Here is a 24,026-nt window from a genome sequence, read left to right on the forward strand (position 1 = left end):
AACGATTACGCTCCTTTAAATTTATCAGGTCCAGCGGGGATTTCGCGTTTATGCTGAGTGTTCTTATGAAGTTCGTTCAGTCGTTCTTGATCTTCTTGGTCTATTTCTTCCCCACGTAGATACTGATCAATTGTGTCATAGGATAATCCGAGCTCTTCTTCATCCGATTGACCTTCCCACAATTCAGCACTAGGTTTTTTGTGGATAATGGAATCAGGAATACCTAATTCTTGTGCCATCTCCCGTACTTCTTCTTTTCGCATATTAATAAGCGGAACAAGGTCTACGCCACCATCACCATATTTTGTGAAATAGCCTGTGTAATCCTCTGCAGCATTATCCGTTCCGACTACCAAATATCCGTAATTGCTTCCAACAGCGTAAAGGGTGCTCATGCGGAGACGAGCTTGTAAGTTAGCACCTCCAAGCTGGGAATGTTCTTCGTTCCAGTCCCCTTTTTCTTTTAACTGGTTTTGAATAGCTTGTCTTGTCGTATGATAAGAGTCTGTAAGGTTGATCCCTACATAATCTAGGTCAGCACCTTTAACCAGTTTTAACGCATCTTCTTGATCTTCTACTTCTTCATCTATAGGTAATAAAACACCGAGGGATTGTTCTGGGAAAGCTTTTTTTATTAAATAAGCGACTACTGCTGAATCAATACCACCACTAATTCCAACCAACGCTCCATTTGCCCCAGCTTCTTTTACTTTGTCCTGTAGCCAGTTCGTTAAGTAATGAATTCGTTCTTTCATTTGTAAAAACTCCTTTCCAATTCATGTCTCTTAAGCTAAGTACCTTTTAAAGAAAAGGAGTAAACACACAATGGTTAAGAGGTGTTGAAAAAAATAAGAAAAAAATAAAATTTTTGTGAACCAAATGTCAACCCTCTTTATCTAATAGGTAAGGACATACTCTCACAGGTTAGGAACTGGGTCGCCATGGACAAGCGGCCCACCGTACTAACCGTTAGGAGGATAAGTTTGAAACAACTATTCTCCAACAAGAATCTGTTATTTTATCAGGTGATAGTCTGATTAAACTCACTGTTTCAACTGATTCAGAAAAGAAAGTTATCGAGTTATCACCATAAAATAAATAAAATACCTCTCCTCATCCAGGGCGCCAAGACAATTAGGCGTCTTTTTTTTGTTCTTTATAACGAAGGAGAAAACTCCTGCTAAAAAATAATCAAGGGTCATTTTTCCTCTATTATTAATTTTTTCTCACAAAAACCCCCACTTTTACTCTAAGCCTTTCGTATGCTTTGAGTAGAAAAAGAGGAAAGGGGGTGAAACACGACGTGCGTGTGACAATTTCATATTTGGTTGTGCTTCTTGGGTTGTTGAGTGTTCCTCAATTTGCATCTGCTCAAAGTGGGTTGTTCTCTGAAGTGGAAGATACAGTCGATGAAACAACGGATACTGTGACAGGTGAAGACGAATCAGAAGACACATCCTCTGAGCCTTCTTCTGGAACAAAAGAAGAAGAATCTACGGATACAGATTCTTCATCAGAACAAAAAGGAACTTCACTTACTGAAGAAGTTACTGAAGATGTAGATGAAACAATCGAGGCCACAAAAGATACTGCGGATTCAACGTCAACCAATGTTGAAGATACCGTGAAGCATGTGGCTGAAAAGTCCACCTCTGATCCGGTTGAAACGGTGGATCAGACAGTAGAAGAAACAGCAGATGATATTGAAAATACTGTGGATTCTACTACTAAAACCGTTAAGGACACAGTAGATGAAACCAAAGAAGTAGTTGACAAAGTAACAGAGACCGCTAAGAACCACGTTGACGATACTACTGAGACAGTTGAAAACATTACGACTTCCCCTAATGATACTGTAAATAAAATCGTCGACGAGGCTGCCGAAAAGGTCCAAGATTCTACTTCAGGTGAAAAAGTAACTAAGCCGGAGCTTGATAAGGAACCTACGAAAGAACTCCTTGGTGTACTTAATCCTACAAAGGAACCAAGCACTGAGGCAGTGATTCAAAAGGATTCCCGTGATCAACCAACAAGCGATCGGGCTCAGTCCTTGAACGAGCCTAAAGAAGGCTCTCAGCAACCTATTACACCAGCACCAAAACCAAACAAAGAAGCTGTGGTACCGAACCCATCACCATCTATGCAAAAGAATGAGTCTCAACAAAATGTGAATGGTTCAGTACAAGTCAATGCGATAGCATCAAAACCAACTGATATTAACCAGAGTGTTATGAATGTACTGCACGGAAAAGCGTCGTTCTTCTTCACCCAATGGATGAACGCGCCACCTTCCGAACCACCGCAAATCTCTTCCTTCTTACTAAACGTATAAAAATAATTTATTACTAAAAAAGAAGGAGAGATTAATCATGAAAAACGTATTAAAAAGTATGATCATTACAGGTGGAGTTGCAGTAGGATTAACATTTGGAGCGCAGGTTAGTTACGCTGAAGAGGGAGACTCTTTATTAGATTTGAACGGTGAAAGTGAAACGAATGTTGAATCAGATGTTTCAGCTACAGTTAACGGTTTGCTTGGATCTGAAGATGAAGCAGAAGAAGATACTTCAGCAAATGTAAAGGCTAATGCGGATGTGAAAGCAAATGCCGATACAGAAACAGAGGCTAATGCGGATGTAGATACAAACGTTGAGGCTGATGTTGATGCGGAATCCAACACAGATGTTGAAGGCAAAGCTTCTACGAGTGCAGACGTGTCCTCTGAAGAAGACACAAAAGCTGAAGTAGATGGCTCTGTTGAAGCGGATACTGATGCTAAGGAAGAAACGAATGTAGATACGAATGTGTCTACTGATGTTGATACAAATGTTGATGTAGACGAAGAAACAGAAGAAAACACTGAGGCAAATACTCAAGCCGATGTCGATGCTAATATATCAACAGAGGTAGAAACTGATTCGAACCTTGAAGGCAAAGCTGAAGCGGACACTAATGTAGATGCATCAATTGAAGGGTCCGTAACAGAGAGTACTGAAGCTGATGCAAATACTGCATTAAATGTAGATGTTGCAGCAGAGGCAGATGAAGGTGCAACAGAAAAAGCAAAAGTTAACGCTGATATCAAAGCATCTGAAGAATCTCATTCAATTATTTACCTTGGTAATGAACAGACAGAGGAAGTAAATGCATCAACTGAAGCAGATGTAAATGCTGAAGCTCATACAGAAGAATTGGTTGATGAAGATACAAGCCTATCAGCTAAAGGTTCTGTCATGGCAACATTGAACTCCGATGTTCAGAACCAGGAGGATACTTTTACGAATCAAGAGCTTGTAACAGATGCTCAACTAACAGAAGCTTTACTCATTGATGTGAAGAGTGATCTTGAATCTAATGTTGATGTTCAAGAAGAAGCTAAAGCTGAAAATGATGTAAATGTGAATGCTTCTTTAAATGCGGCTCTAAATTCAAACGTAAACCTTACAAGTGATCATAGCTCTTTCATGATAAACGCTGAGAACATGATCAATGTGAATAGCGAAGAAGAAGCATCTCTTTCTGCAATGACAGAAACAGTTGTAAACGCTTCTGCTGATCAGTAAATCGTCATTATCCCCGTAGCTAAGCTACGGGGATTTGTTTTTGAAGAGAGTTTAATTATTGTAAAAGGTAATACAAACAAGGTTTCCTATTCAACCGTTATTGTCCATTATTTCGTTCCATGATTTCCTTGAATTCTTTCATATCCTCATCTGGCTTTAATTCTAACTTCTGTTTCTCTGTGTTCCATTCTCGATTTGCTTCTACGGATATGCCGATTTGTTTACCGACAGAATCATTGACCTTTCCTTCCTTTTCTCCATCTGGATGTGGACTCGTTTCAGTATGTGTAGTACGGCTGTTATCTGGCATATTTGATCACTCCTTAGGTGTAAGTTGGTTCAACTCTTAGAGATTTATTCAAATGCAGATGTTGAAATCCGTTTTAAATCAAATGAAGAAGGTAATATAGGTAAGAAGTGCTCATTCATTTTCATCACATAATAGGCGTACATATAAAGAGCATGACCCAAACAAAAGGCGTGCACTTTTTCTGATGAGGTACGTAATTCAGTTATTTATATTTATACAAGAAAAGCGCTCTACTGTGTTATGATAGTAGAGCAAAGTCTAGTCTTATCAAGGTTCTTACATATTTTAACGTGGTAAGATGGAGATAAATGTTCATGGCGGTCAAGGTTTTCTTATTGTACAATTAGAGGGTTAGAATACACTTGATTGTATGGAACATTTCTCAATAAATGAATAATATGAATAGAAAAAGATTACTCACCAAACCAGAATGAACATAATCTAATGGAAGCAACCAATATAATACAAGGGGAGTACCAATGTGTTTGTAGATATTAATAACGTAAATGTTCACTACAAAGTGTCTGGAGAAGGGCAAGATGTTGTGCTTCTGCATGGATGGGGCACGAGTATGGATACATTTGAATCCGTTCATAACTTATTAGATGATAACTTTCGGGTGTTTTCAATTGACTTCCCAGGCTTTGGAGAGAGCCAAGAGCCTCCTGAAGCATGGAGTGTTGATGATTACGCTCATTTTCTGTCTCACTTTGTTCAAAAACTTGGAATTGAAAACCCAATTTTGATCGGTCACTCATTTGGCTGTCGTGTTATAACGCGATACGCTTATGATCATGATGTACACAAAATTATTTTTACAGGCGGAGCAGGAATTAAGCCGAAACGTAAGATGGATTACTATATGAAGGTTTATACGTACAAATTTGTGAAAAAGCTTCTAGACTTGCCAATTCTTAATCACTACAAAGACGATATATTAACAAAATGGAAAGGGAAAGTTGGGTCTTCTGATTATAAGCAGGCCTCAGCAGTCATGCAGCAAACCTTATCTAAGGTTGTGAATGAAGATCTACGAGAGTATATGCCTCACATAGATGTTCCAACGCTACTTGTATGGGGAGAAAACGATACAGCTACTCCGCTAGAAGACGGTAAGCTCATGGAACAGCTTTTCCCTGATGCAGGTCTTGTTACATTTGAAAAAGCAGGGCACTATGCCTTTTTAGAACAAAATAAACGATTTCTAGTCATTGTCGATAATTTCCTAGAACAAGATAAAGGAGAATAGTTACATGTTGAATATTTTATGGATTGCCGCAATACTTGCATGGCTTAGTTATGCTGTGTTTAAAACAAAAAAATCCGTTCACATGTTCCAGCTCAACTCCTATCGTAACGAGCGGTTCATGCGTTGGATGAAAGGGAATAAAACGAAACCATTCCCTCCGAAAGAATTTCTAGTCTTAATCGGTTGGATTGGCGGCCCGTTTATAGGATTGATTTCATTTACGGCTATATACGCTTTAATTGCCTTCCTACGAAAGGAAGAACCACAAAAGAAAAAGCTTGTCTATACACCGCGTGTGAAACGTTTATTAACGACATTAGGCATTATTCATATTTTGATTTTACTCGGAACACTTTTACTTATTGAAAGTACGTTATTGATTTTAACCGTATTATTCCTAGCAAACCTGTTCCTTTATCACTTATTAATGCTTGCTAAAGTGGTGAATCAGCCGATTGAAAAAGGCATTAATCAGCGCTACTTTAACGACGCCGAAAATCGTATTCAGTCCATGAATGATTTAAAAGTAGTGGGAATTACAGGTAGTTTCGGGAAAACGAGTACGAAAAACGTGCTGAATCAAGTGCTTTCGTCTAGTGCAAACACACTTATGACTCCAGAGAGTTTTAATACAAAACTAGGTAACACGATTACGATTCGAAGAGATTTAAAACCATATCATGAGTACTATATCGCTGAGATGGGAGCGAAACAGGAAAACGATATTCAAGAAATTTGTGATCTTGTTCACCAGAAATACGCAATCCTAACAGCAATTGGTGAGCAGCACCTTGAAACCTTCAAAAGCTTAGACAATATCAAGAAAACAAAATATGAGATTATTGAATCGCTACCTGAGGATGGAATTGGCTTTTTAAATATGGATGATGAAAATATCATGTCCTATACACCGAAAAATCCAGTTCGCAAAGTGTATTACGGTATTGATTCAGAGGATGCAGAGTATAGAGCTTATGATCTTCAATCTCATAAAAAAGGAACAACATTCAAAGTACAGCACAAAGACCAAGGCTTGATTGGCGAATTTGAAACGAAGTTACTTGGAAAGCACAATATCTACAACATCCTAGCATCCATTGCTTTTGCGATGGAGATGGGCATTTCTGTAGATAAGATTAAGCTAGGTGTTAAGCAAATCACACCAGTTGAGCACCGTATGGAAATTAAAAAAGGCGGCGGCAATATTACGATTATTGATGATAGCTTCAACTCTAATCCGACTGGTTCCAAAATGGCTCTTGAAGTTCTCGGTAATATGGAAGGGTATCGAGTTCTCGTGACACCAGGAATGATTGAGCTTGGTGAAAAACAATACGAGTACAACAAACGATTAGGTGGTTATGCCGCTGAAAATTGTGACTATGTCATACTTGTTGGTAAGAAACAAACCGAGCCGATCCAAGACGGATTGAAAGAAAGCAACTATCCAGATGAACAAATCTATGTTGCTCAACACTTAAATGACGCACTTCAACATATGCATCAAATAGCAAAACCAGGCACAATCGCTCTACTAGAGAATGATTTACCTGATACGTTTAACGAGTAGATGGGAGGATTAGACCGTGAAGACAAAAGTAGGAGTCGTTTTTGGTGGATTATCAGTAGAGCATGAGGTTTCTGTAATCTCAGCTCTACAAGCCATCAAAGCAATGGATGAAAATAAATATGAAGCAATTCCGCTTTATATTAGTAAAAAGAATGAATGGTACACAGGGGAATCACTCACAGATATTGAAGAGTACAAAGAATTAAATGACCTCTTACAAAAAAGTGAAAAAGTTATCCTGACCACAAACGATGAAGGGAAAGTTGTCGTTCAGAAGAAAAATGTTGGGTTTTTCGGGAAAAAAGCTGTGACAGAAATTGACGTTGTATTCCCGGTTATTCACGGAACAAATGGAGAAGATGGATCCCTGCAAGGAATGCTTGAAATGCTCCAGATCCCTTACGTAGGCTGTGATGTCTTTTCATCAGCAGTAGGTATGGATAAAGTGATGATGAAACAAATCCTGAATGATTCCGGTGTACCGATTGTTGATTACAATTGGTTCTACTCAACGTATTGGTTAAACAATCAAGATGAAATAAAAGCAGAAACCAATAAGATCGGCTATCCTGTTATTGTTAAACCGGCTAACCTTGGTTCTAGTGTCGGTATTAGTAAGGCCTATAATGATGAAGAACTAGAGGAAGCAATCAACGAGGCAATCGAATATAGTCATAAAATCGTTGTTGAGAAAATGATCGGGGATCTGACTGAAGTGAACTGTTCTGTAGTCGGTGATTATGAGGAAGTCGAAAGCTCCGTGCTTGAAGAAGTGTTAAGTAGCGAAGATATCTTAACCTATGAGGATAAATATCAAGGCGGCGGAAAAGGTGGCGATGCTTCCAAGGGCATGGAAAGCACGAACCGCGTAATCCCAGCTGAAATTCCTGAAGACCAAACACAGGAAGTACAAAAACTTGCTGAGCAGACATTTAAGGTTTTAGGGTGTAACGGTGTTTCTCGAATCGACTTCTTAATTGATAAAGAAAGTCAAAAAGCCTATGTGAACGAAATTAATACGATTCCAGGTTCCCTCTCATTCTATCTATGGGAGCCTACTGGTAAAGACTTCACACAGCTAACAGATCAACTACTCCAGTTAGCTTTAAAACGACAGCGTGAACGTGAAAAGTTAAACTTCTCGATTGATTCAAACCTATTCTCTTTACAGAGTGGTGGATCAAAAGGAAAGCTTAACGGCTAACGGCATAGAGAGTTAGGAAAGCAAAGGATAAGTAATTATTCTTTGCTTTTTCTATGTGTATTGCCTTGCGCTTTCACCATTTTCCAGTTATGATCACTTCATGTAACGATTTGAAAATAAGTTTCGTAGATTCCAATTTCAAAATGGTAAGAGAGGAATATGTATATGGACTTTAAACAAATACCGATCCCACCCCTTCCTTCCAGACTGCGAAATCAAGGTAAACGTATAAACGATAATCATGAAGCGCTAGTTGCGATTCAAGACTTAGGAGAATCTTCAATTATTGATTCACCACAATATAGAAAGCTAGGGCTTTCAGGTGCTTTAAGTAGAAGTCTTGTACGACAGGGAGTAGGAGAGAAGTTGGTAAAAGCAGCAAATCTTTTACCTGATGAGTATTCTCTGGTTGTGTGGGATGGATGGAGACCTTATGAAGTGCAAAAGGCCATTTTTGATGATTATTATTCCAAACTAGAACATGAACATACTGGACTTACGAAGGATCAACTCTATGAAAAAACCATGAAGTTTGTCTCACCCCCGTCTGTTGATCAGGGCGAACCAGCTCCTCACATTACTGGAGGTTCTGTTGACCTTGGCATCCTGAATGAAAGTGGGGCGTTATTAGATTTTGGTACGGAGTTTGATGATTTCACAGAGAAGTCTAGAACACGTTACTATGAGGAACAGTTGGAACAAGGACATAAGCTCTCCCCACAAGAGCAAAACGCTTTAGAGAATCGGAGACTGCTTTATCACGTGATGGGCAATAGTGGTTTCTCGAACTACTTTGAAGAATGGTGGCATTTTGATTACGGAAATCAATGGTGGGCAGTTTCATACCAAGAACCTCTTGCAATCTACGGACTTACTAATATTTAGGGGAGATAGAATTGAACATTTATGACAAACAGGAATTTAAGAAAACCTATAAAAATATTAGTCTGCTCTTTTTTATGGTGATGCTTTTATTACTTGTCATCATTGTTGGACTAAATTTTATACTTGATAAGTCCTTTTCATGGTCACATTTCTCAGACCAGGTCATTACATCGTTAATTGGAGTTATGATTCCACTTGTATTATTTAATATCGTCTTTGATCACTTTACAAAGGTTTATCATCAGAAGGAAGTATCTGATCGTATAACAGAAACGCTTATTTTTAATAAAGAAGTCATCAATCACTTTTCTGAGGAATCGAAGAATCGATTTATCAAAAGTTCTATTGAGTCTTTACTGGGGGATGACCATGGAAACATGTTGTATAATTCCTTGATATCTCCATATCTGAATAACGTTTATTCATTCCGCAATAATTTTAAATATTACATATCCTACACGGAAAAAGAAACGTTTTCTTTTGGCGATACAACCTTTGAAGAATCAGATTATTATTGGGTAGACCAAGAACTTTCCTTCAATAAAAACATTCAAAATGAAGAATATAATAAAGAGGAATTATTTGTTGGTTTTTCTTATAAAGAGAGTACCTTAGATGCATTATATGGAAGAGCAGAGTTTTTCTTTCGTGAGAATTTATGGGTGAATGATGATCATATCGAAATGCTTCAAGGCATGTCGAATGAGGATATGATGGGGTTTGTACAAGACGTACTCCATTTTAATTTAGAAATTAATGATGAGCCGTTGAGTTTTACCGTACGAAATGATAAAGATATTGAAGGCTTTTATTTAAATGTGAAGATTCCACAACACATTCAGGATGAAGATTTTGATGAGCTAAAGTTTAAAATTACGTTTAAAATGCCACAATTGAAAAAGCAAAAGAAATTCATTGTGATGATCTCAGAACCCACATACTCTGTTGATGTCATGTTTTCGCATATACGGGACAAGGTGAATGTTGTTGCCATCCCTTTTTTCGATGATTCAAATGCGATACGTCATCTGCCGAATGATATAATTAAGGTCGAATTGGATAAATGGGTGTTACCAAGAGCCGGAATTGTGTTTGTTTGGGACGACCCAGAGTAGTAGTAGTAGTGCCTGTCTCTTCTTGAGGGAGGCACTATTATATTTTGAAATAGAATGGAAACAGTAAAGAGTAAGCGATCGTACAGGAGAGGATTTTATGTCTTTATTTTTAAAACACGAATGCCAGGCAAAAAACGGGCAAATCGAAGCGGTATTGTATGTAAATAAAGCACAGTTACCGGAGAAAGACGATGTTACGAAGGATATAAAGCATGAGGCGGTTCACTATATAAAAACAGAATGTGAGACCATCCCCATTCGAGTGGTACGTATTATGATTGGGTCGATGCTTTATTTTTCATTTGCAGTGAACTCAAATAAGGAATTAACTCCTCTTGTTTGAATTGTATAATTTTCTAGGGGAGTAGTAGTTTTCTTTTCGATAAGAACTACTATGTTTCTCCCTTCTATATAAAGAATCCAATACTACAAAAATATTTCTGTAACTCCCAAAATGCCAAAGTAAATTCCATAAGCAATTAGAATGAGACTTGCTACTACATTAATTAGCTTCATAAAAATAGGACTCATGAGAATTCGGGCAAAATGTATAGTAAAGGCAAGATTAAGGTTCCATAATCCGATACCGATAAACACGAGCGTACTTAATAAAAAAGCATATCCTAGGGTGTGTGAATTAAGTGCATGACTGAGTACAGAGCCATAAATACTGACCCAAAAAAGAATATTCATTGGATTCGTACCTGCAATGGAAAAGCCTTTTAAATAAGAACGAATACCCAATCTGGAGGCTGGACGGAGATCAGATTCAGATGTGTTAAGAGTGTTTTTTGACAGTAGAGAGGACCATCCTGAGTAAATAAGAATGATGCAACCAAACAACATAAGGGTAATGCTGACAAATTTAATTTGTAAGATGCTTGATAAACCAAAGAACATCAGGGCCATTAGGATGATATCCGAAGACATGCCACCAAGACCTACACAAAAGGCAGGCCAAAATCCAAATAATAATCCACGTTTCATGATTTCAACATTTATTGGTCCAATAGGTGCTGCAATCGACAACCCCAATATGATATAACTAACCATTAAAGCAAACATAATGAAGCTCCTCTACTCAAAAGCTTGTCTTCACTATTAGATGAGAAACTTCCGTAGATTAGAACATCAAAAAAGCCCGAGCAAAGTTTCCCTTCACTCAAGCTAGTATAGTTATTCAATCGGCACGTCATTCTTTTGCTTTTTGTTACGACCAAATAGAATGTAAAGTCCAATCACAATAAAGATAATTGGCCAAAATTTAAAATAGCTGCAAATAGCATTTGGGCTAAAAAGAACCCTGCGATTACCGTTAGAATCCCGACTGGAATGAGTAGTCCTTTTTGACGGCCACCGAATAGCCATAATTCGAATAGCCCGACTGCTGGAGCAAAGATATAAATCGGCCACGTATATTCAGCGTATTGAAAATCTGTCATGATTTCAAAATAGAATAACAGACTTAATGTCATCATGATGCCACCTGGAACAAGCAGTCCAGCCATATCTTTTCTCATGCCAGATAGGAAAAAGCCAGCATGAAATCCTAAGGCAGGAATGAAAATAAAAATCGGCCACGAGAAGATACCAAATTGTAATTCTATGAGATTTAGGTTTTCTAAGAAGATGACAGTACCAATGATAATTAAGGATAGACCTGTTATGATATTGCCAAGTTTTTGTTTCGTCATACATTCACCCCTGATTTTATTGAATTGTCACAAAGAGTTCATTCTGAGGCTCTTCGCTGGTAGATCGATTTCCCTTATAATTAGAAAATAGTACATTTAGTAAAGGTGTTGAAGAATGCGAGCGTATTTAAGTGTTTTCTTGATTTTCATCGTGTATGTGATTTCTGGTTTTCTTTTAGGAGCCTCTCCTTTCAAAACTTATTTCCCATCTCTATCCGTTATTCTTGGAGGCATTGCACTGGCCTTAGCTTTCATGAATGGTCGAAAGATACAAGAGTCTAGAACCATCATGTTTTGGCTTTTTTGGATCGTTTTCACAAGTTTTCCAGGTATTCTCTTTATTCTATTCATGAAGAGCAATGCAAAATCCTTCTTATTTCCATGGCAGTTAGGAATTTGGGGGATATATGTTCCAGCTATCATTATGATCGTACAAGCCATCTACATGATTGTGTTAAGAGTGATAGCGCCGTATAACACCATGGACACGACCTCAACCTCTAAGCTATTGTCTTGACTTCTAATGGACAAGCTATCTACAATGAGGTAGTTACGATAATCGGGACTATTATTTACATAAAGGGTGATCATATGGCAAATACAAAGCAAAAGGGAAGCATTAATTGGATTTTTTGGATGATTGGTATTATCGCAGTAGGCGTTATCATCATCGTGGTTTTAGACCAGAATATGTCTTCTTCCGAAAAAGAGACTTCGATCGATTACGAAAATCAACCATACATTGGAGAAGAGGATGCCCCTGTTAACATGATTGAGTTCGGTGACTACCGTTGCCCACACTGTAAAAACTTTCAGCAGAGCGCTTTTCCTGAGATTAAAAAGCAATTAGTGGATTCTGGCGATGTTAAGTTTTATTTTGTAAACTATGCATTCCTAAACAAAGATTCAGACCGAGGAGCGAAATTTGCAGAAACCGTATTTCAAGAGCTAGGTAATAATGCATTCTGGGAATTCCATGACCATTTATTTGCAAGCATGCCTGATGATATGAATAAGTCTAATGTGTACACGACTGAGTTTCTTAAACAGACGCTGCAGGATGTAGTCGACGATCAGGAAAAAGTACAAACTGTTGTTGAGGCTTATGAAAATGGAGCAGGAGAAGATGCATTAGAAAAAGACATGGAAATAGCGCGTAATCTTGGTGTAACAGGAACTCCAACCGTTGCGGTAGATGGAGAAGTTATCAAACTTGAAAGCTTCCAAGACTTAAAAGACGCAGTGGAAGAAGCGAAAAACAAATAAACTAATGATTCATTTAAAATGCTCAGAGCTTTTGCTTTGAGCATTTTTTACATCTCATGTAAAATTCATACAAATAGATGCGCTTGAATACTCTGATATATCTGTTAAAGAATTGTTGATAAGAAGAGAGGGAGAAGGGTTATGGTGACCTATGTGGTGGGGGCGCTAGCAGTTGGTCTACTAGCATTGTTTCTCAGTATGTACATCCAAAATAAAAAAATCATTATTTCCATTTTAACCGGTATCGTTTTAGCAGCAATCTTATTCGTGCTATTTGAAGTCTATCAAGAGACATATCCCTCATTCTCAGAGATATCATCACTTCAATTTAATGAAGATACAGAATTTGAAGTAGCGAATCTTTCCATTTATGAATTTTCAGAAGGAGAGATGCCGGAAAGACAGGCAATGCTAAAGATAAAGGATCAAGCAATTATTGATCGTATTTTAAGTGATTTTAAAAATATGAAATTTAAAAAAGATGAACATGCTGAACGTCATTTTAGAAAGTATCATCTCACTGTAACTGTGACTAAAAAGGTGAAAAAGGATCACTTTACTTCAGAAACATTTACTTATGATTTCGATGAAGATTATCTCTTCAATTATGAAATCCTAAATGAAACAAATCATATGCAAACCATAAAATCGCTAAGGGAAAACGACGACCTAAATTGGAATTATTATGATAATGAGTAAGAGTTGGGAGAGGTCTCCTAGCTCTTTTTGTTTGGGGGAAAATAGTTTACATTAAAAGGAATTTAATTTATAATTATGATTGATTAATCAATCACTCATTTTGTAGGAGGTAAATCCTTTGGCTATACAAAAATCGCAAGAGAAAAGAGAGCGTATTCTTCAAGCTGCTATCCAAACTTTTTCTGAAAATGGATATTCCAACGCAACGATTAAGCAAATTGCAAAAGAAGCAGGTGTGAGCTTTGGAACAGTATTTACGTATTTTGAAAATAAAAATGACCTATTCCAAGCTGCTGTACTAGAGCCATTAGAGGAAGTGAAAGCGGTTATGCTCGATGTACCAGAACCATCAGAGCAACCTATTGAACAGATAAAAATGTTAATCAAGAAACATTTTCAATACTTTGCAGAACAAACGACCTATATGCGTATGATTCAGTACGTTATTGGGCAGCCAGAACGTTTTCAGAAACAGTTTCTTCCTCTGGATCAATTTACTATTGAACTACGAGATGCATTGCGACCACTTATAGTGAAAGCACAAGAAAAAGGTGAAATCATAAATCTCGAGCCAAACGACGTAAGTGATACATACCTAGCATTTATTAACGGAGTGAGCTTAACGTTTACGGATACTGTTAAGAATTCAGGACGTTGGGATACGTTTACTCAACATGCGTTTCTACTTTTTGGACCAAAACAATAAAAGGGAGGGATATCGATGTCATTCAAACAGCTTCACCCCAATATTAAGATCAGGCTCTTCACTCAATTTTTTACCCAGTTCGCTAACATGATGGTAATGCCTTTTCTTACAGTTTACTTTGCACAAAAAGTAGGGCAGACGGTGACAGGATTAATGGTTGCTAGTCTTGTGTTTGTTGGAATTGCAGGTGGGATGATTGGGGGATTTTTCTCAGATCGAATAGGTAGAAAACGATTAATGGTATGGGCGGAAATTGGATCAGGGATCGCTTTTTTCATCATTGCCTGGTTTAATTCACCCTGGCTTGATGCTCCTTACTTAACCTATAGTATTTTTATTTTTGGGATGTTTTTTGGGGGGCTACTTGGTCCTGTATCCCAAGCAATGGTGTTAGATGTGACATCTAGTGAAAACCGACGATATGTATTCACCTTATTGTATTGGATTGGGAACATGTCCTCTGCAATTGCCGGGATCATTGGAGCCATTCTTTTTCAACATTTCTTATTTCAATTATTTTTAGCAATTGCAGCCGTATCTTTTCTATCAGCAGCTGTTACACAACTCTTCATCAAAGAATCCTACACGAAATCACCTACAGAAGAATCTTCACCACAGTCTAAATCAAATATATGGAGCAATTATAAAGACGTTTTCAAAGATCGAGCTTTCTTAATGCTTCTTTTTGCTGGTATATTTATTCTTTCCTTGGAAGAGCAGCTAACAAATTTCATTGGTATTCATTTAGCAAATAGCATAGATTCTCAATCCTTAATTTCCTTCCGATCCTTAGATATCGAAGTCGATGGAGTTCTTATGTTAGGAATTCTTCGTTCGGAAAATACATTTTTAGTTGTATTTGCGGCAAGTTTCATTACTTGGATCGTAAAGAAATGGAGAAATAAATCTGTTTTACTTATTGGCTTAATCATGTACACAGTAGGATACGCCTTATTTACCATGGTTCAGTCTCCATGGATCCTGATTGGGTTGATGGTAATGGTCACAATAGGAGAGCTCATGTACATCCCAGTTAAGCAAAGTATGCTTGGAGATTTAGCCCCTGATGATAAGCGAAGCTCTTATCTAGCTATCTTTCAATTTACAGGTTATATTGCCATGTTAGTCGCAGCACTAGGAGTAATCTTAAGCGGTTTTGTACCAGCTTGGTTGATGGGTGTGAAATATGTGGTATTTGGTACAGTTGGACTCATTCTGTTCTTAAAGGTTGATCAAGTTTTACGTTCCAGTCAAACATCGGTCGTAGAAGAAAAGGAACTAGAAACTTCAGTTGAAAACTAGTTTTATTTTAAAGTGATCTTTTGATTGATTAATCAATCAAAACTGTGAGGAAGTTTAAACTCTAAATTATAGATGTCTAGCTCCATCGCCCAGCAACCAAAGGACTTCCCTCGCCTCCGTACGATAAGTCAACATCGATTCATTCCATTCATCGTGTTTCCTTTATAGTACTACGGGCTCAGTCCAGTCCTTTGGCTGCTAAACGGGCGCTTGCGCTTTTCTTTTATTTCGTGTACCTATGTGCATAGGAAGAAGCAGCATATGAATCGGGCTTAATTTTCACTTCAACCCCCATGGCATCTATACGGTTAGTCATGTCCTGAATTAAGTGTTTGGTGAGGCCTTGTTTACCGATATCTAGGTGGATTTCAAACTGAAGATTTCCACCCTCATCTTCATAAGGGAGAATAATCTCAGCTAGTTGTTCAAGATATAGAGAAATAAATGGGAAAGCAACTTCTTGACTAAGAATGGTTTCAGTTGAGATTTTTTCTTTTAGACTCGTAACTTTTCGTTCAATTGTGTGATTTCGAATACATCCCCAGGCTCCTTTTCCGACTCGGTGGATGTGTATAGCAGTAATGAAGCGGGTGTAGCGTTGGTGGACGTGAGAATCCGTCCCAATCGAAAGGCGATACGTAGCTGTGGGGTCTTTCTCAATAAAAGCTTTCATGTGCTCAACGACTTCTTCAATCCCCATATTCTGTCTGGATTGATTATAAAACGAGGCATCAATCATCTCATTCGACCTCCATCTTTTTGGTGAGGGTAATCGTTCTAATTCCATTATATTAGACGAACCCTATTTCATGTGTGGGCGAAAATTATTCTTGATATCTAGGTGTACGTCTAGTCGCTATATAGGGCAAACGCATAGGATAGAAAAAAAGTAGGAAGGAGCGTGCCCCAATATGGCTTCAGAAAATGAAAAGCCTAAAAATGCAGAAGGTCCAAGACACCTGTTTAATGATCTTTTTCAATTGAATCCTAATAAATCTCTGTTAGATACAATGGATCAATTTTTTAGTAATGCATTTCAAGGGGGATTCCCTGTTGAAGAGGTAGATTCTAAAGCTCATTACACAGTTAAAGCGAATTTACCTGGTGTTTCGAAAGATGATATTGATGTTGAACTATTGGAGAATAGACTACACATCATGGTAGATCGTCGAGACATCGAACAAAATTTTGATGAAGGTGTTTTTGGTAAAAAACAAACTTATATGGAACGAGTTATCACTCTCCCATCAAATTTAGTTTTCAGAAATATGAAAGCGACTCACGAAAATGGCGTGTTAACGATCTCATTCCCGAAAAAACGCGGGAGAAGAATTGATATTGAATAAGGCTACATGAGTGAATCTGTTTGAGACTAGACACAAGCCATTTTACGAAAAGCATTCAATGTGGAGATTTCCATAATTGAGTGCTTTTTATTATATCGGTGAGTTTGAGTAGTATCAAATTATTTGCTAGTACCAATTAAATAACTCAATAAAAAGGGGATTAAAATCCTTTATAAAACGTATAGTAATATACAACACATCCATTATTTGAATTTTTAGAAAAAACAAAAATCTTATGTTAAAATGATATCATAGTAAAGTTTAGAGAGGAGGTTCATAGGGCGTTTGATATATTCATTTAAATAATGTACTGTGTTAGGCTACATAGATGTACATTTCTATTCCACTAATCGATCCTGTAATGTACTCGGTTTATTTGTTGCTCTTCAAGTTTGTTTTTCTCCAGTTATATGAAGGCTCGATATCCATCACAAGATTCACAATATGAATGAACCAGTAGAATCCAAATTTTAATCAACTATAAGAGATTAAGTCATAAGCTTTTTATACGCTTTTCCACTTTAGTTTTGTATAAGTTTTAAAGGCTTTAGGGTTTTGTTTACATTCATTTTGGAGGTGGATTGATGAATTTATCGACAAGAAGTGAAGAGATTTTGGAGAACACACGGGTGAACCAAAGAAATATGCTGGCATATGGGCAGTTAACAGCCAAACATGTCAATGAGGTTGATTTGGTACAGGAAAATGGTATTCAAGCTACCATGAGTCCCTTAAAACTTCCTTTAATGAACGATATTACAGCGGTTCATATGAACGAAGAATTAATGGAAGAAACCATTTTGCGTTTTACAGATATATACTTAGCGAGAAACATTCGTCCGACGTGGCATATTTGGGATATGGACGCGACTGATCATGTGAAGGACTATTTAGAAGCCCTAAATTATAAAAAATCAGGTTACCAAACGGCTATGAGCATGGACTTAGAGAACTGGATGGTCGTGAGTACTGAACCAGCAGAAATTAATATTCGTAAAGTAGATGATGAGACCACTTGCTTACACTATGCTAGCGTGTTAGCGGAATCTCTCAATATTCCAGATCATGAGATGGCCGGTTTTCAAGAATTTGTAGCTCGTGTTGCTTGTGATGAATCTTCACCAATTCATCATTACGTGGCCTATGAAAAATGTGAGCCTGTTTGCATCTTATCTTTGTTTTACAGTGAAGAAAGTGTAGGGATTTATAACATAGAATCCGTTCAAAAGAGAGGGAAGTCTAGGTCACACCTCATCATTCATGCATTAAAAGATGCTCAAAAGAATAATGCGAAAAAAGCCATTCTTCAAACAGCAGATAAATCAGTACAAATCTATGAGAGACTAGGGTTTCATAATGATGGAAACATCCTCGAATATCGTATGGCTTGATTATAAGGATAAAAATAAAAAAATCGCATGAGCTGCAAGTAGCTCATGCGATTTTTGCACGTTAAGAAAGCATAAAATTTTAGCAATGGAGGAATGCGACGTAGTGAAAATTTTTGAAAGTATGAAGTATAAGTGCAACTAAGCCTCTGTCTACGTCTTAAAAGGCTTGCCAATCAGCAAGTTTGGTTAATCGTACTACGGGCTCAGTCCAGTCCCTTCGTTGCTAAACGGGCGCTTGCACTTTTGTTCTGTTCTAAAAAACCCCTTAATAAAGGGGTGTAAATAAAACTATTCAGCTTTTTTCTCTTCATGATCTGTTTCATTGTAATCCACTGGTGAATCCTGTGGTAATGGATCAACTTTGTGTTCGTAGGCATAACCTTTATTAATTGTTGCAATCGTTAATCCTAATACAGCAACCATAATAATGAGGCATACCATTAATACCGTGAACATAAGCTCAGTCCCCTTTTTTACGTAAATTAGGCTTGAGTGTATTAATAAAAATAAAATAAAAATTCTTTTTAAACACTTCATATTTTAACACAGAAAATTAGGTCTGCGGAATAAAATATGAAGCACATTACCCTTCCATATTGAAAAAATCACAAAAAAGCAGCAGAATATAAAGAGGAAAGGGTGAGTTTAATGAAAATCGAATTGTTAAAATGTCATGGATCAAATAATGACTTTGTTTTAATAGATGATTTACAACATACATATCAGTTCTCCGAAGAGGACCGTGTTTCGATTGCTAAAACTCTTTGTGATCGTGAAGGCCTTGTTGGTGGAGATGGTATATTATTTGTTGAACAGACTGAAGTGGCTGATGCGAGAATGCGTATGTTTAATCCAGATGGGTCAGAAGCAGAGATGTGTGGAAATGGACTACGTTGTGTAGCCCGTTATGCGAGTGAGCAGTTTAATAAAACCCAACTTGTTATTGAAACGAAAGAGGCAAATCTAACAGTTGAGCAAAAAGGCGATATTTTCGAAAATATCCCATCTTTTGAAGTGGCTATTGAACCCGTTTCATTAGAGCCTGCTTCTCTTCCGCTGAAAACAGATGAGGAAGAACACATTGATCAAAACATACCTGCTTTATCAGAGGACTTAAAATTTAGTGCAGTGAGTGTTCCGAATCCTCATTTAATTGCAATGGTTGATCAAGTAGATGATGAACAATTGTCTGCTATTGGAAAAGAAGCGAATGGAAACAAAACACTACTCCCAAATGGTGTGAATGTTAGCTTTGTACAAAACTTAGGCGATCAAAAGGTATTTGTACGTACGTATGAACGTGGCGTTGGTTTAACAAACGCCTGTGGTACAGCTATGTCAGCTTCATCTCTGAATACGGTCTTACTAAACTACAATCAACCAGACGAAGAGATATTTGTCTTTAATCGTGGTGGTTTTGTGATTTGTGTTGTGCATGTTGAAGATGGTGAATATCGTATTAAGTTACGTGGAAACGCAACATATGAGTACAAAACAACCGTTCGTCTTACAGAGAATAAAGTTGAGGAATTAACAGAGCGCGAAACCTTTGAGACAGAAGCAAAAGCCTATGAAGCGCTTCAAGCGTATGCTTCTCAAGAAATCGAGCGTTATCAGTAAACATGTGATGAGTAAAACCTTTTGTTGATACACATACTATGATCAAAAGGAGGGATTCATCATGGCAGAACAAGTAGTTGCCGTCCGCAAAAATGGTGACGGAGATATTGTTGAATTAAAACTTTCTTCTGGCCAGGTAGTTGGTTACAAACAAGCTCAACAAATGGCGAAGGATAAAGAGATTGAGCACGTAAATGTTTTTATGGGCAAAGACCATGAAGAGCATCTGCGTAGCGATGCCGATGGGGATCCAACGAACAATCTTGACCAGTTACCTACATTTTAACTTGAAAGGTAACTCCAACAGAATAAGTGAGGTGGAGGACTACATCATAGAAAAAGGTGTAGTCCTCATTTATATGTTCAATTAATACAATAATCATTTCACTTATCAAGAAAATATTATAAGCTAGATATATAAATGAACTTAATCGTAACTACAGAAAGGGAGAGAATTTTTGAAAACGGTATTACTTCCTCATTTTTTAATAACTATAATCATGTCAGTAGCATTAGCCGTTGTCCTTATAAATGTGGAATTACAATTATGGATGGCGATTATTTTAACAGCTGCTCTTGTGTTGAATGTGGTCTTATTCTTCACGTTACTTATATTGAAGAAAAGAGTAGATCAACAAACTGAATAACCTTAAAGGGAAAGGCAAAATGAACGTTTGTTTATTTTGTCTTTTTACATATTAAAAAGATAATTTAAAGAATGTTGTAGAAGTGCTACTAAGACTCTTGTTCCAATCCTTACTATAACCTAGAAAAACATATATTCTAAATGCATTTATTATATTAAGATATTATAAATCTTTTGAAAATAAGGTGCAGTTCACAAAGAATTTATTCTATAATAATAAATGGGTGTTAAAGGGGGAATTGGATTTGGAAGTTCATATAGATACAAAGAATTTGAACTTAAAAGTAAAACGGATCGGAGAAGGAGAAGCGATTATTTTTCTGCAAGGGGTCAGAGGGAGTGAGCTTCGAAAATTCCTTCCATACAATGAAGCACTTTCTAAGGATTTTGAGTTAATATTCTATGAGCATACAGAATACATAACCTCACAGTATATTAATGCCAGTAAGCCTACCTTGCAGGAGGAGGTAGAAATATTAAACGAACTCTGTATTAAGCTTGGTTTAGAAAGAGTTCATCTCTTTGGAGAGTCGTGGGGAACCATTTTAGCGCTTTTATATGCAATTTACTACCCTCACCAAGTACAAAAGATATTTTTGACTGGTGCAATTGGAGCATCGTATGAAAGCTTTGCTTTATTTGAGTCAGAAATGCTAAAACGATCGAATCATAATGATATACAAAAGTTCTTGGAACTAGCTGAGAGTTTAAGTCAGGGAGAGGATACAGTCGATAGCATCTTTCACATGTTAGACCCTTATTACGTATACTCCTCCCAGGTTACAGAAAATACAAGCTTACCCATGAATGAAATCGTTAATAATGAAATAGGAGCAAGTCTTCGAGAAAACTTCGATATCCGAAAGGACCTAAGTCAATTAGCTGAGATCCCAATTCTTGTTGCTCAGGGTACATACGACATTATTTCTCCGGAGGGAATTCAATCCCAGTTAATTGATTATTTGCCTCAAGCAACCCTTGTTGAAATCGAGGAAGCTGGCCATTGGACTATCGTGGATCAGTCTGAAAAAATACTCGGCCTCGCAAAGACATTTTTCTCAGAAAATCAAGCACATTAACCCCTCGTTCTTTAAAAAGAATCATCTACGCAAAATAACTTATTAACTAATCTTTTTTAAAAAGATTAGTTTTTTGTTTTTAAACCTTTCCCTAATTTTTATTAAACAATTACAAGATAAAAGATTGATGAAACCGATCCCAGGGAATAGTACTAGAGGATAAGTAAAATTATATGCTGTTAGCTTAAGGGAGGCAGATCAATGGCACTAAATGTTACACAGAAGTTGATTCAAGATCATCTTTTATCAGGGGAATTAACACCTGGTGAAGAGATTGGGTTAAAAATTGATCAAACGTTAACCCAGGATGCAACAGGAACGATGGTTATGCTGGAGTTAGAAGCGATGGGACTCGATTATGCCAAAACAGAAGCTTCAGCTCAGTACGTTGACCACAACCTCATTCAAGAAGATAGTAAAAACCCAGATGACCACCTATTTTTGGAAAGCGCTGCACAGCGATTTGGCTTGTATTTCAGCCGTCCGGGGAATGGAGTAAGTCACCCAGTCCATATGCAACGCTTAGCGAAACCTGGTCAAACCTTGCTTGGTTCTGACAGTCACACATGTGCAAATGGCTGTATGGGAATGCTTGCAATGGGAGCAGGTGGAATTGACGTTGCTATGGCAATTGCAGGAGAACCTTTCTATGTCAAAATGCCTGAAGTATGGGGCATCTATGTGAAAGGTGAACTTCCAGATTGGGTAGGTGCAAAAGATGCTATTTTAGAATTGCTACGCCGTCACGATGTAAAAGGAGGCGTAGGCAAAGTACTTGAATATTACGGGCCAGGCTTGAAGAACCTTTCTGCTATGGATCGTCACGTTATTGCCAACATGGGTGCAGAACTTGGTGCAACAGGTACCGTTTTCCCATCTGATGAAGAAGTGAAGCGTTACTTAAAGAGTCAGGGTCGTGAAGAAGATTGGAAAGAAATCGTAGCAGATGATGGAGCGAAATATGACCTTCATGAAGAACTCGATCTTTCACAACTAGAACCAATGATTGCAAAACCTTCAAGTCCGGGTAATGTGGTTCCTGTTCGCGAAGTAGCAGGAGAGCCGATTTATCAGTCTTATGTTGGATCTTCAGCGAACCCAGGTTACCGCGATTTTGCTATAGCTGCTGAGATTGTTAAAGACAAGCAAGTTGCAGATGGTGTCTCGTTTGACATTAACCCAACATCTCGTCAAATGCTTACGGACTTAGTGAAAAACAGTCATATGGCAAGCTTGTTACCAGCAGGCGCTCGCTTGCACCAGGCAGGCTGTAACGGCTGTATTGGAATGGGCCAAGCACCTGCGACTGGACGCAACAGTTTACGTACAACACCACGTAACTTCCCAGGTCGTTCAGGTACAAAAGAGGACAGTGTATTCTTATGCGGTCCAGAAACAGCTGCTGCCTCAGCTTTAACAGGAAAAATCACAGATCCACGTGATTTGGAGATGGATTTTCCGGACATCTCAGCACCAGATAATCCAACGATTGATATGACGTTGCTTGATAAACCGAAGCTTCCAGAAGAAGCTAAACAGATCGAGCTACAAAAAGGACCAAATATTGCGTCCATCCCAGAGATGGATGAACTCCCTGATGAAATGGAACTTCCAATTCTACTGAAAATGGGAGATAACATTTCAACTGATGAAATCCTAGCAGGTGGCGCTCGAGTGTTACCTTACCGAAGCAACTTACCAGAGATCAGTAAGTTTACATTCGAAATTGTGGATAACACGTACTATGATCGTGCTATGGAAATCAAAGATCAAGGTGGTCATGCAGTTGTTGGCGGCTATAACTACGGACAAGGTTCAAGCCGTGAACACGCTGCATTAGCTCCTCGATATCTTGGGTTACGTGTCGCGATTGTACAAGACTTTGCCCGAATTCACTGGCAAAACCTTGTAAACTTCGGTGTACTTCCACTAACCTTCAGCACAAGTGAGGAAAAAGACAAACTAGAACAAGGCGATGTGCTACAATTTAGTGGTTTACGGGAAGCCATTCAAAATGGCCAAGAAATTAAGGCAAAAGTTAAAGATAAAAATAAAGAAATTAATCTGCGTCATACATTATCTGTCCGCCAAGTGGACATGATGCTAAAAGGAGGACTTATTAACTGGGTCCGTGACCGAGACAAAAAATAGAGGAGTGAATCCCTTGGCAAAAGACATGCGATGCCGTGCATGTGACGGCTCAGGTTTATTAATGGATGATGAAGAATGGCGCTACACCTGCACGATTTGCGGTGGAAGCGGAGAGCTCATCGCTGGAAAACCAATTGAGCAAGACGGTAATTTTGACGTAGACGAAATGAATCGCACATTAGAATAATGATCATGAAAAGGCACTCCATTAGGGGTGTCTTTTCTTAATG

27 protein-coding genes are annotated in these 24,026 nt (G+C 37.9%); 21 read left to right on the forward strand and 6 right to left on the reverse strand.

The genetic code is table 11. The features are described 5' to 3' along the window. Nucleotides 1-5 precede the first annotated feature (5 nt). Nucleotides 6-755, reverse strand: a complete 750-nt coding sequence (nadE, locus tag H514_RS0102805; RefSeq protein ID WP_027445570.1) for an NAD(+) synthase — start codon at nt 753-755, stop codon at nt 6-8. Between the two features lie 548 nt (nt 756-1,303). On the opposite strand from nadE, the gene H514_RS0102810 reads away from it, so the two are divergent. Continuing rightward, nucleotides 1,304-2,332: a hypothetical protein gene (locus H514_RS0102810; protein ID WP_027445571.1), complete on the forward strand. Its 1,029-nt coding sequence runs from the start codon at nt 1,304-1,306 to the stop codon at nt 2,330-2,332. Nucleotides 2,333-2,369: 37 nt separating this feature from the next. Then, nucleotides 2,370-3,563, forward strand: coding sequence for a hypothetical protein (locus H514_RS0102815; protein WP_027445572.1), 1,194 nt, complete (start codon nt 2,370-2,372; stop codon nt 3,561-3,563). Nucleotides 3,564-3,660: 97 nt separating this feature from the next. On the opposite strand, the gene H514_RS0102820 is transcribed toward H514_RS0102815, so the two are convergent. Continuing rightward, the gene (locus tag H514_RS0102820) at nt 3,661-3,873 is read right to left on the reverse strand and encodes a hypothetical protein (RefSeq protein ID WP_027445573.1); all 213 of its coding nucleotides are present in this window, start codon (nt 3,871-3,873) and stop codon (nt 3,661-3,663) included. A gap of 481 nt (nt 3,874-4,354) precedes the next feature. On the opposite strand from H514_RS0102820, the gene H514_RS0102825 reads away from it, so the two are divergent. From H514_RS0102825 to H514_RS0102850, 6 genes are all read left to right on the forward strand, one after another. Further along, complete coding sequence (locus H514_RS0102825) at nt 4,355-5,122, forward strand: alpha/beta fold hydrolase (RefSeq protein ID WP_027445574.1); 768 nt, start codon at nt 4,355-4,357, stop codon at nt 5,120-5,122. A gap of 4 nt (nt 5,123-5,126) precedes the next feature. Then, nucleotides 5,127-6,692 (forward strand): UDP-N-acetylmuramoyl-tripeptide--D-alanyl-D-alanine ligase, encoded by a 1,566-nt coding sequence (locus tag H514_RS0102830; RefSeq protein ID WP_027445575.1) that lies wholly within the window; start codon nt 5,127-5,129, stop codon nt 6,690-6,692. 16 nt (nt 6,693-6,708) lie between these two features. Beyond that, nucleotides 6,709-7,896 carry a D-alanine--D-alanine ligase family protein gene (locus tag H514_RS0102835; RefSeq protein ID WP_027445576.1) on the forward strand — a complete coding sequence of 396 codons (1,188 nt, stop codon included), beginning with the start codon at nt 6,709-6,711 and terminating at the stop codon, nt 7,894-7,896. Between the two features lie 165 nt (nt 7,897-8,061). Next, nucleotides 8,062-8,781, forward strand: a complete 720-nt coding sequence (locus H514_RS0102840) for a M15 family metallopeptidase (RefSeq protein ID WP_051255005.1) — start codon at nt 8,062-8,064, stop codon at nt 8,779-8,781. Nucleotides 8,782-8,792: 11 nt separating this feature from the next. Further along, nucleotides 8,793-9,896 (forward strand): hypothetical protein, encoded by a 1,104-nt coding sequence (locus tag H514_RS0102845; protein WP_027445578.1) that lies wholly within the window; start codon nt 8,793-8,795, stop codon nt 9,894-9,896. A 97-nt stretch (nt 9,897-9,993) separates the two neighbouring features. After that, on the forward strand, nt 9,994-10,239 hold the full coding sequence (locus H514_RS0102850) for a hypothetical protein (RefSeq protein ID WP_027445579.1): 246 nt from the start codon (nt 9,994-9,996) through the stop codon (nt 10,237-10,239). A gap of 83 nt (nt 10,240-10,322) precedes the next feature. Here H514_RS0102850 and H514_RS0102855 read toward each other — a convergent pair whose 3' ends face one another. Both H514_RS0102855 and H514_RS22395 read right to left on the reverse strand, forming a co-directional pair. After that, nucleotides 10,323-10,961: a LysE family translocator gene (locus H514_RS0102855; protein WP_027445580.1), complete on the reverse strand. Its 639-nt coding sequence runs from the start codon at nt 10,959-10,961 to the stop codon at nt 10,323-10,325. 173 nt (nt 10,962-11,134) lie between these two features. After that, complete coding sequence (locus H514_RS22395; RefSeq protein ID WP_051255006.1) at nt 11,135-11,590, reverse strand: hypothetical protein; 456 nt, start codon at nt 11,588-11,590, stop codon at nt 11,135-11,137. Nucleotides 11,591-11,705: 115 nt separating this feature from the next. On the opposite strand from H514_RS22395, the gene H514_RS0102865 reads away from it, so the two are divergent. From H514_RS0102865 to H514_RS0102885, 5 genes are all read left to right on the forward strand, one after another. After that, nucleotides 11,706-12,107, forward strand: coding sequence for a hypothetical protein (locus tag H514_RS0102865; RefSeq protein ID WP_027445581.1), 402 nt, complete (start codon nt 11,706-11,708; stop codon nt 12,105-12,107). Between the two features lie 74 nt (nt 12,108-12,181). Further along, entirely contained in the window at nt 12,182-12,856 is a 675-nt protein-coding gene (locus tag H514_RS0102870; RefSeq protein ID WP_027445582.1) for a DsbA family protein, read from the forward strand. Between the two features lie 141 nt (nt 12,857-12,997). Then, the gene (locus H514_RS0102875; protein WP_027445583.1) at nt 12,998-13,555 is read left to right on the forward strand and encodes a tripartite tricarboxylate transporter TctB family protein; all 558 of its coding nucleotides are present in this window, start codon (nt 12,998-13,000) and stop codon (nt 13,553-13,555) included. 118 nt (nt 13,556-13,673) lie between these two features. Then, nucleotides 13,674-14,261 carry a TetR/AcrR family transcriptional regulator gene (locus tag H514_RS22400; protein ID WP_051255007.1) on the forward strand — a complete coding sequence of 196 codons (588 nt, stop codon included), beginning with the start codon at nt 13,674-13,676 and terminating at the stop codon, nt 14,259-14,261. A 15-nt stretch (nt 14,262-14,276) separates the two neighbouring features. Further along, nucleotides 14,277-15,563: an MFS transporter gene (locus H514_RS0102885; protein WP_027445584.1), complete on the forward strand. Its 1,287-nt coding sequence runs from the start codon at nt 14,277-14,279 to the stop codon at nt 15,561-15,563. 223 nt (nt 15,564-15,786) lie between these two features. Here the strand turns inward: H514_RS0102885 and H514_RS0102890 are convergent, their stop codons facing one another. Further along, nucleotides 15,787-16,302, reverse strand: a complete 516-nt coding sequence (locus H514_RS0102890; protein WP_027445585.1) for a ribonuclease H-like YkuK family protein — start codon at nt 16,300-16,302, stop codon at nt 15,787-15,789. 172 nt (nt 16,303-16,474) lie between these two features. Here H514_RS0102890 and H514_RS0102895 point away from each other — a divergent pair, with 172 nt between their 5' ends. Both H514_RS0102895 and H514_RS0102900 read left to right on the forward strand, forming a co-directional pair. Continuing rightward, nucleotides 16,475-16,909, forward strand: a complete 435-nt coding sequence (locus H514_RS0102895; RefSeq protein WP_027445586.1) for an Hsp20/alpha crystallin family protein — start codon at nt 16,475-16,477, stop codon at nt 16,907-16,909. Between the two features lie 584 nt (nt 16,910-17,493). Then, a complete protein-coding gene (locus tag H514_RS0102900; protein WP_027445587.1) occupies nt 17,494-18,300 on the forward strand; it encodes a GNAT family N-acetyltransferase in 807 nt (268 codons plus the stop codon). 288 nt (nt 18,301-18,588) lie between these two features. On the opposite strand, the gene ytzI is transcribed toward H514_RS0102900, so the two are convergent. Further along, nucleotides 18,589-18,756, reverse strand: coding sequence for a YtzI protein (gene ytzI, locus H514_RS24210; protein WP_154657307.1), 168 nt, complete (start codon nt 18,754-18,756; stop codon nt 18,589-18,591). Between the two features lie 192 nt (nt 18,757-18,948). Here ytzI and dapF point away from each other — a divergent pair, with 192 nt between their 5' ends. The 6 genes from dapF (at nt 18,949) to H514_RS24925 (ending at nt 23,983) form a co-directional block, all read left to right on the forward strand. Continuing rightward, entirely contained in the window at nt 18,949-19,920 is a 972-nt protein-coding gene (gene dapF / locus H514_RS0102910) for a diaminopimelate epimerase (protein WP_027445588.1), read from the forward strand. Nucleotides 19,921-19,981: 61 nt separating this feature from the next. Then, nucleotides 19,982-20,206 (forward strand): DUF3892 domain-containing protein, encoded by a 225-nt coding sequence (locus tag H514_RS0102915; RefSeq protein WP_027445589.1) that lies wholly within the window; start codon nt 19,982-19,984, stop codon nt 20,204-20,206. A 172-nt stretch (nt 20,207-20,378) separates the two neighbouring features. Continuing rightward, nucleotides 20,379-20,567 carry a hypothetical protein gene (locus H514_RS0102920; RefSeq protein ID WP_027445590.1) on the forward strand — a complete coding sequence of 63 codons (189 nt, stop codon included), beginning with the start codon at nt 20,379-20,381 and terminating at the stop codon, nt 20,565-20,567. A 244-nt stretch (nt 20,568-20,811) separates the two neighbouring features. Beyond that, complete coding sequence (locus H514_RS0102925) at nt 20,812-21,645, forward strand: alpha/beta fold hydrolase (RefSeq protein ID WP_027445591.1); 834 nt, start codon at nt 20,812-20,814, stop codon at nt 21,643-21,645. A gap of 201 nt (nt 21,646-21,846) precedes the next feature. Further along, entirely contained in the window at nt 21,847-23,796 is a 1,950-nt protein-coding gene (locus H514_RS0102930) for an aconitate hydratase (protein WP_027445592.1), read from the forward strand. Nucleotides 23,797-23,800: 4 nt separating this feature from the next. Further along, nucleotides 23,801-23,983, forward strand: coding sequence for a hypothetical protein (locus tag H514_RS24925; protein ID WP_407946824.1), 183 nt, complete (start codon nt 23,801-23,803; stop codon nt 23,981-23,983). Nucleotides 23,984-24,026: the final 43 nt, after the last annotated feature.

The organism is Pontibacillus marinus BH030004 = DSM 16465, assembly GCF_000425225.1.
GTDB lineage: Bacteria > Bacillota > Bacilli > Bacillales > BH030062 > Pontibacillus > Pontibacillus marinus.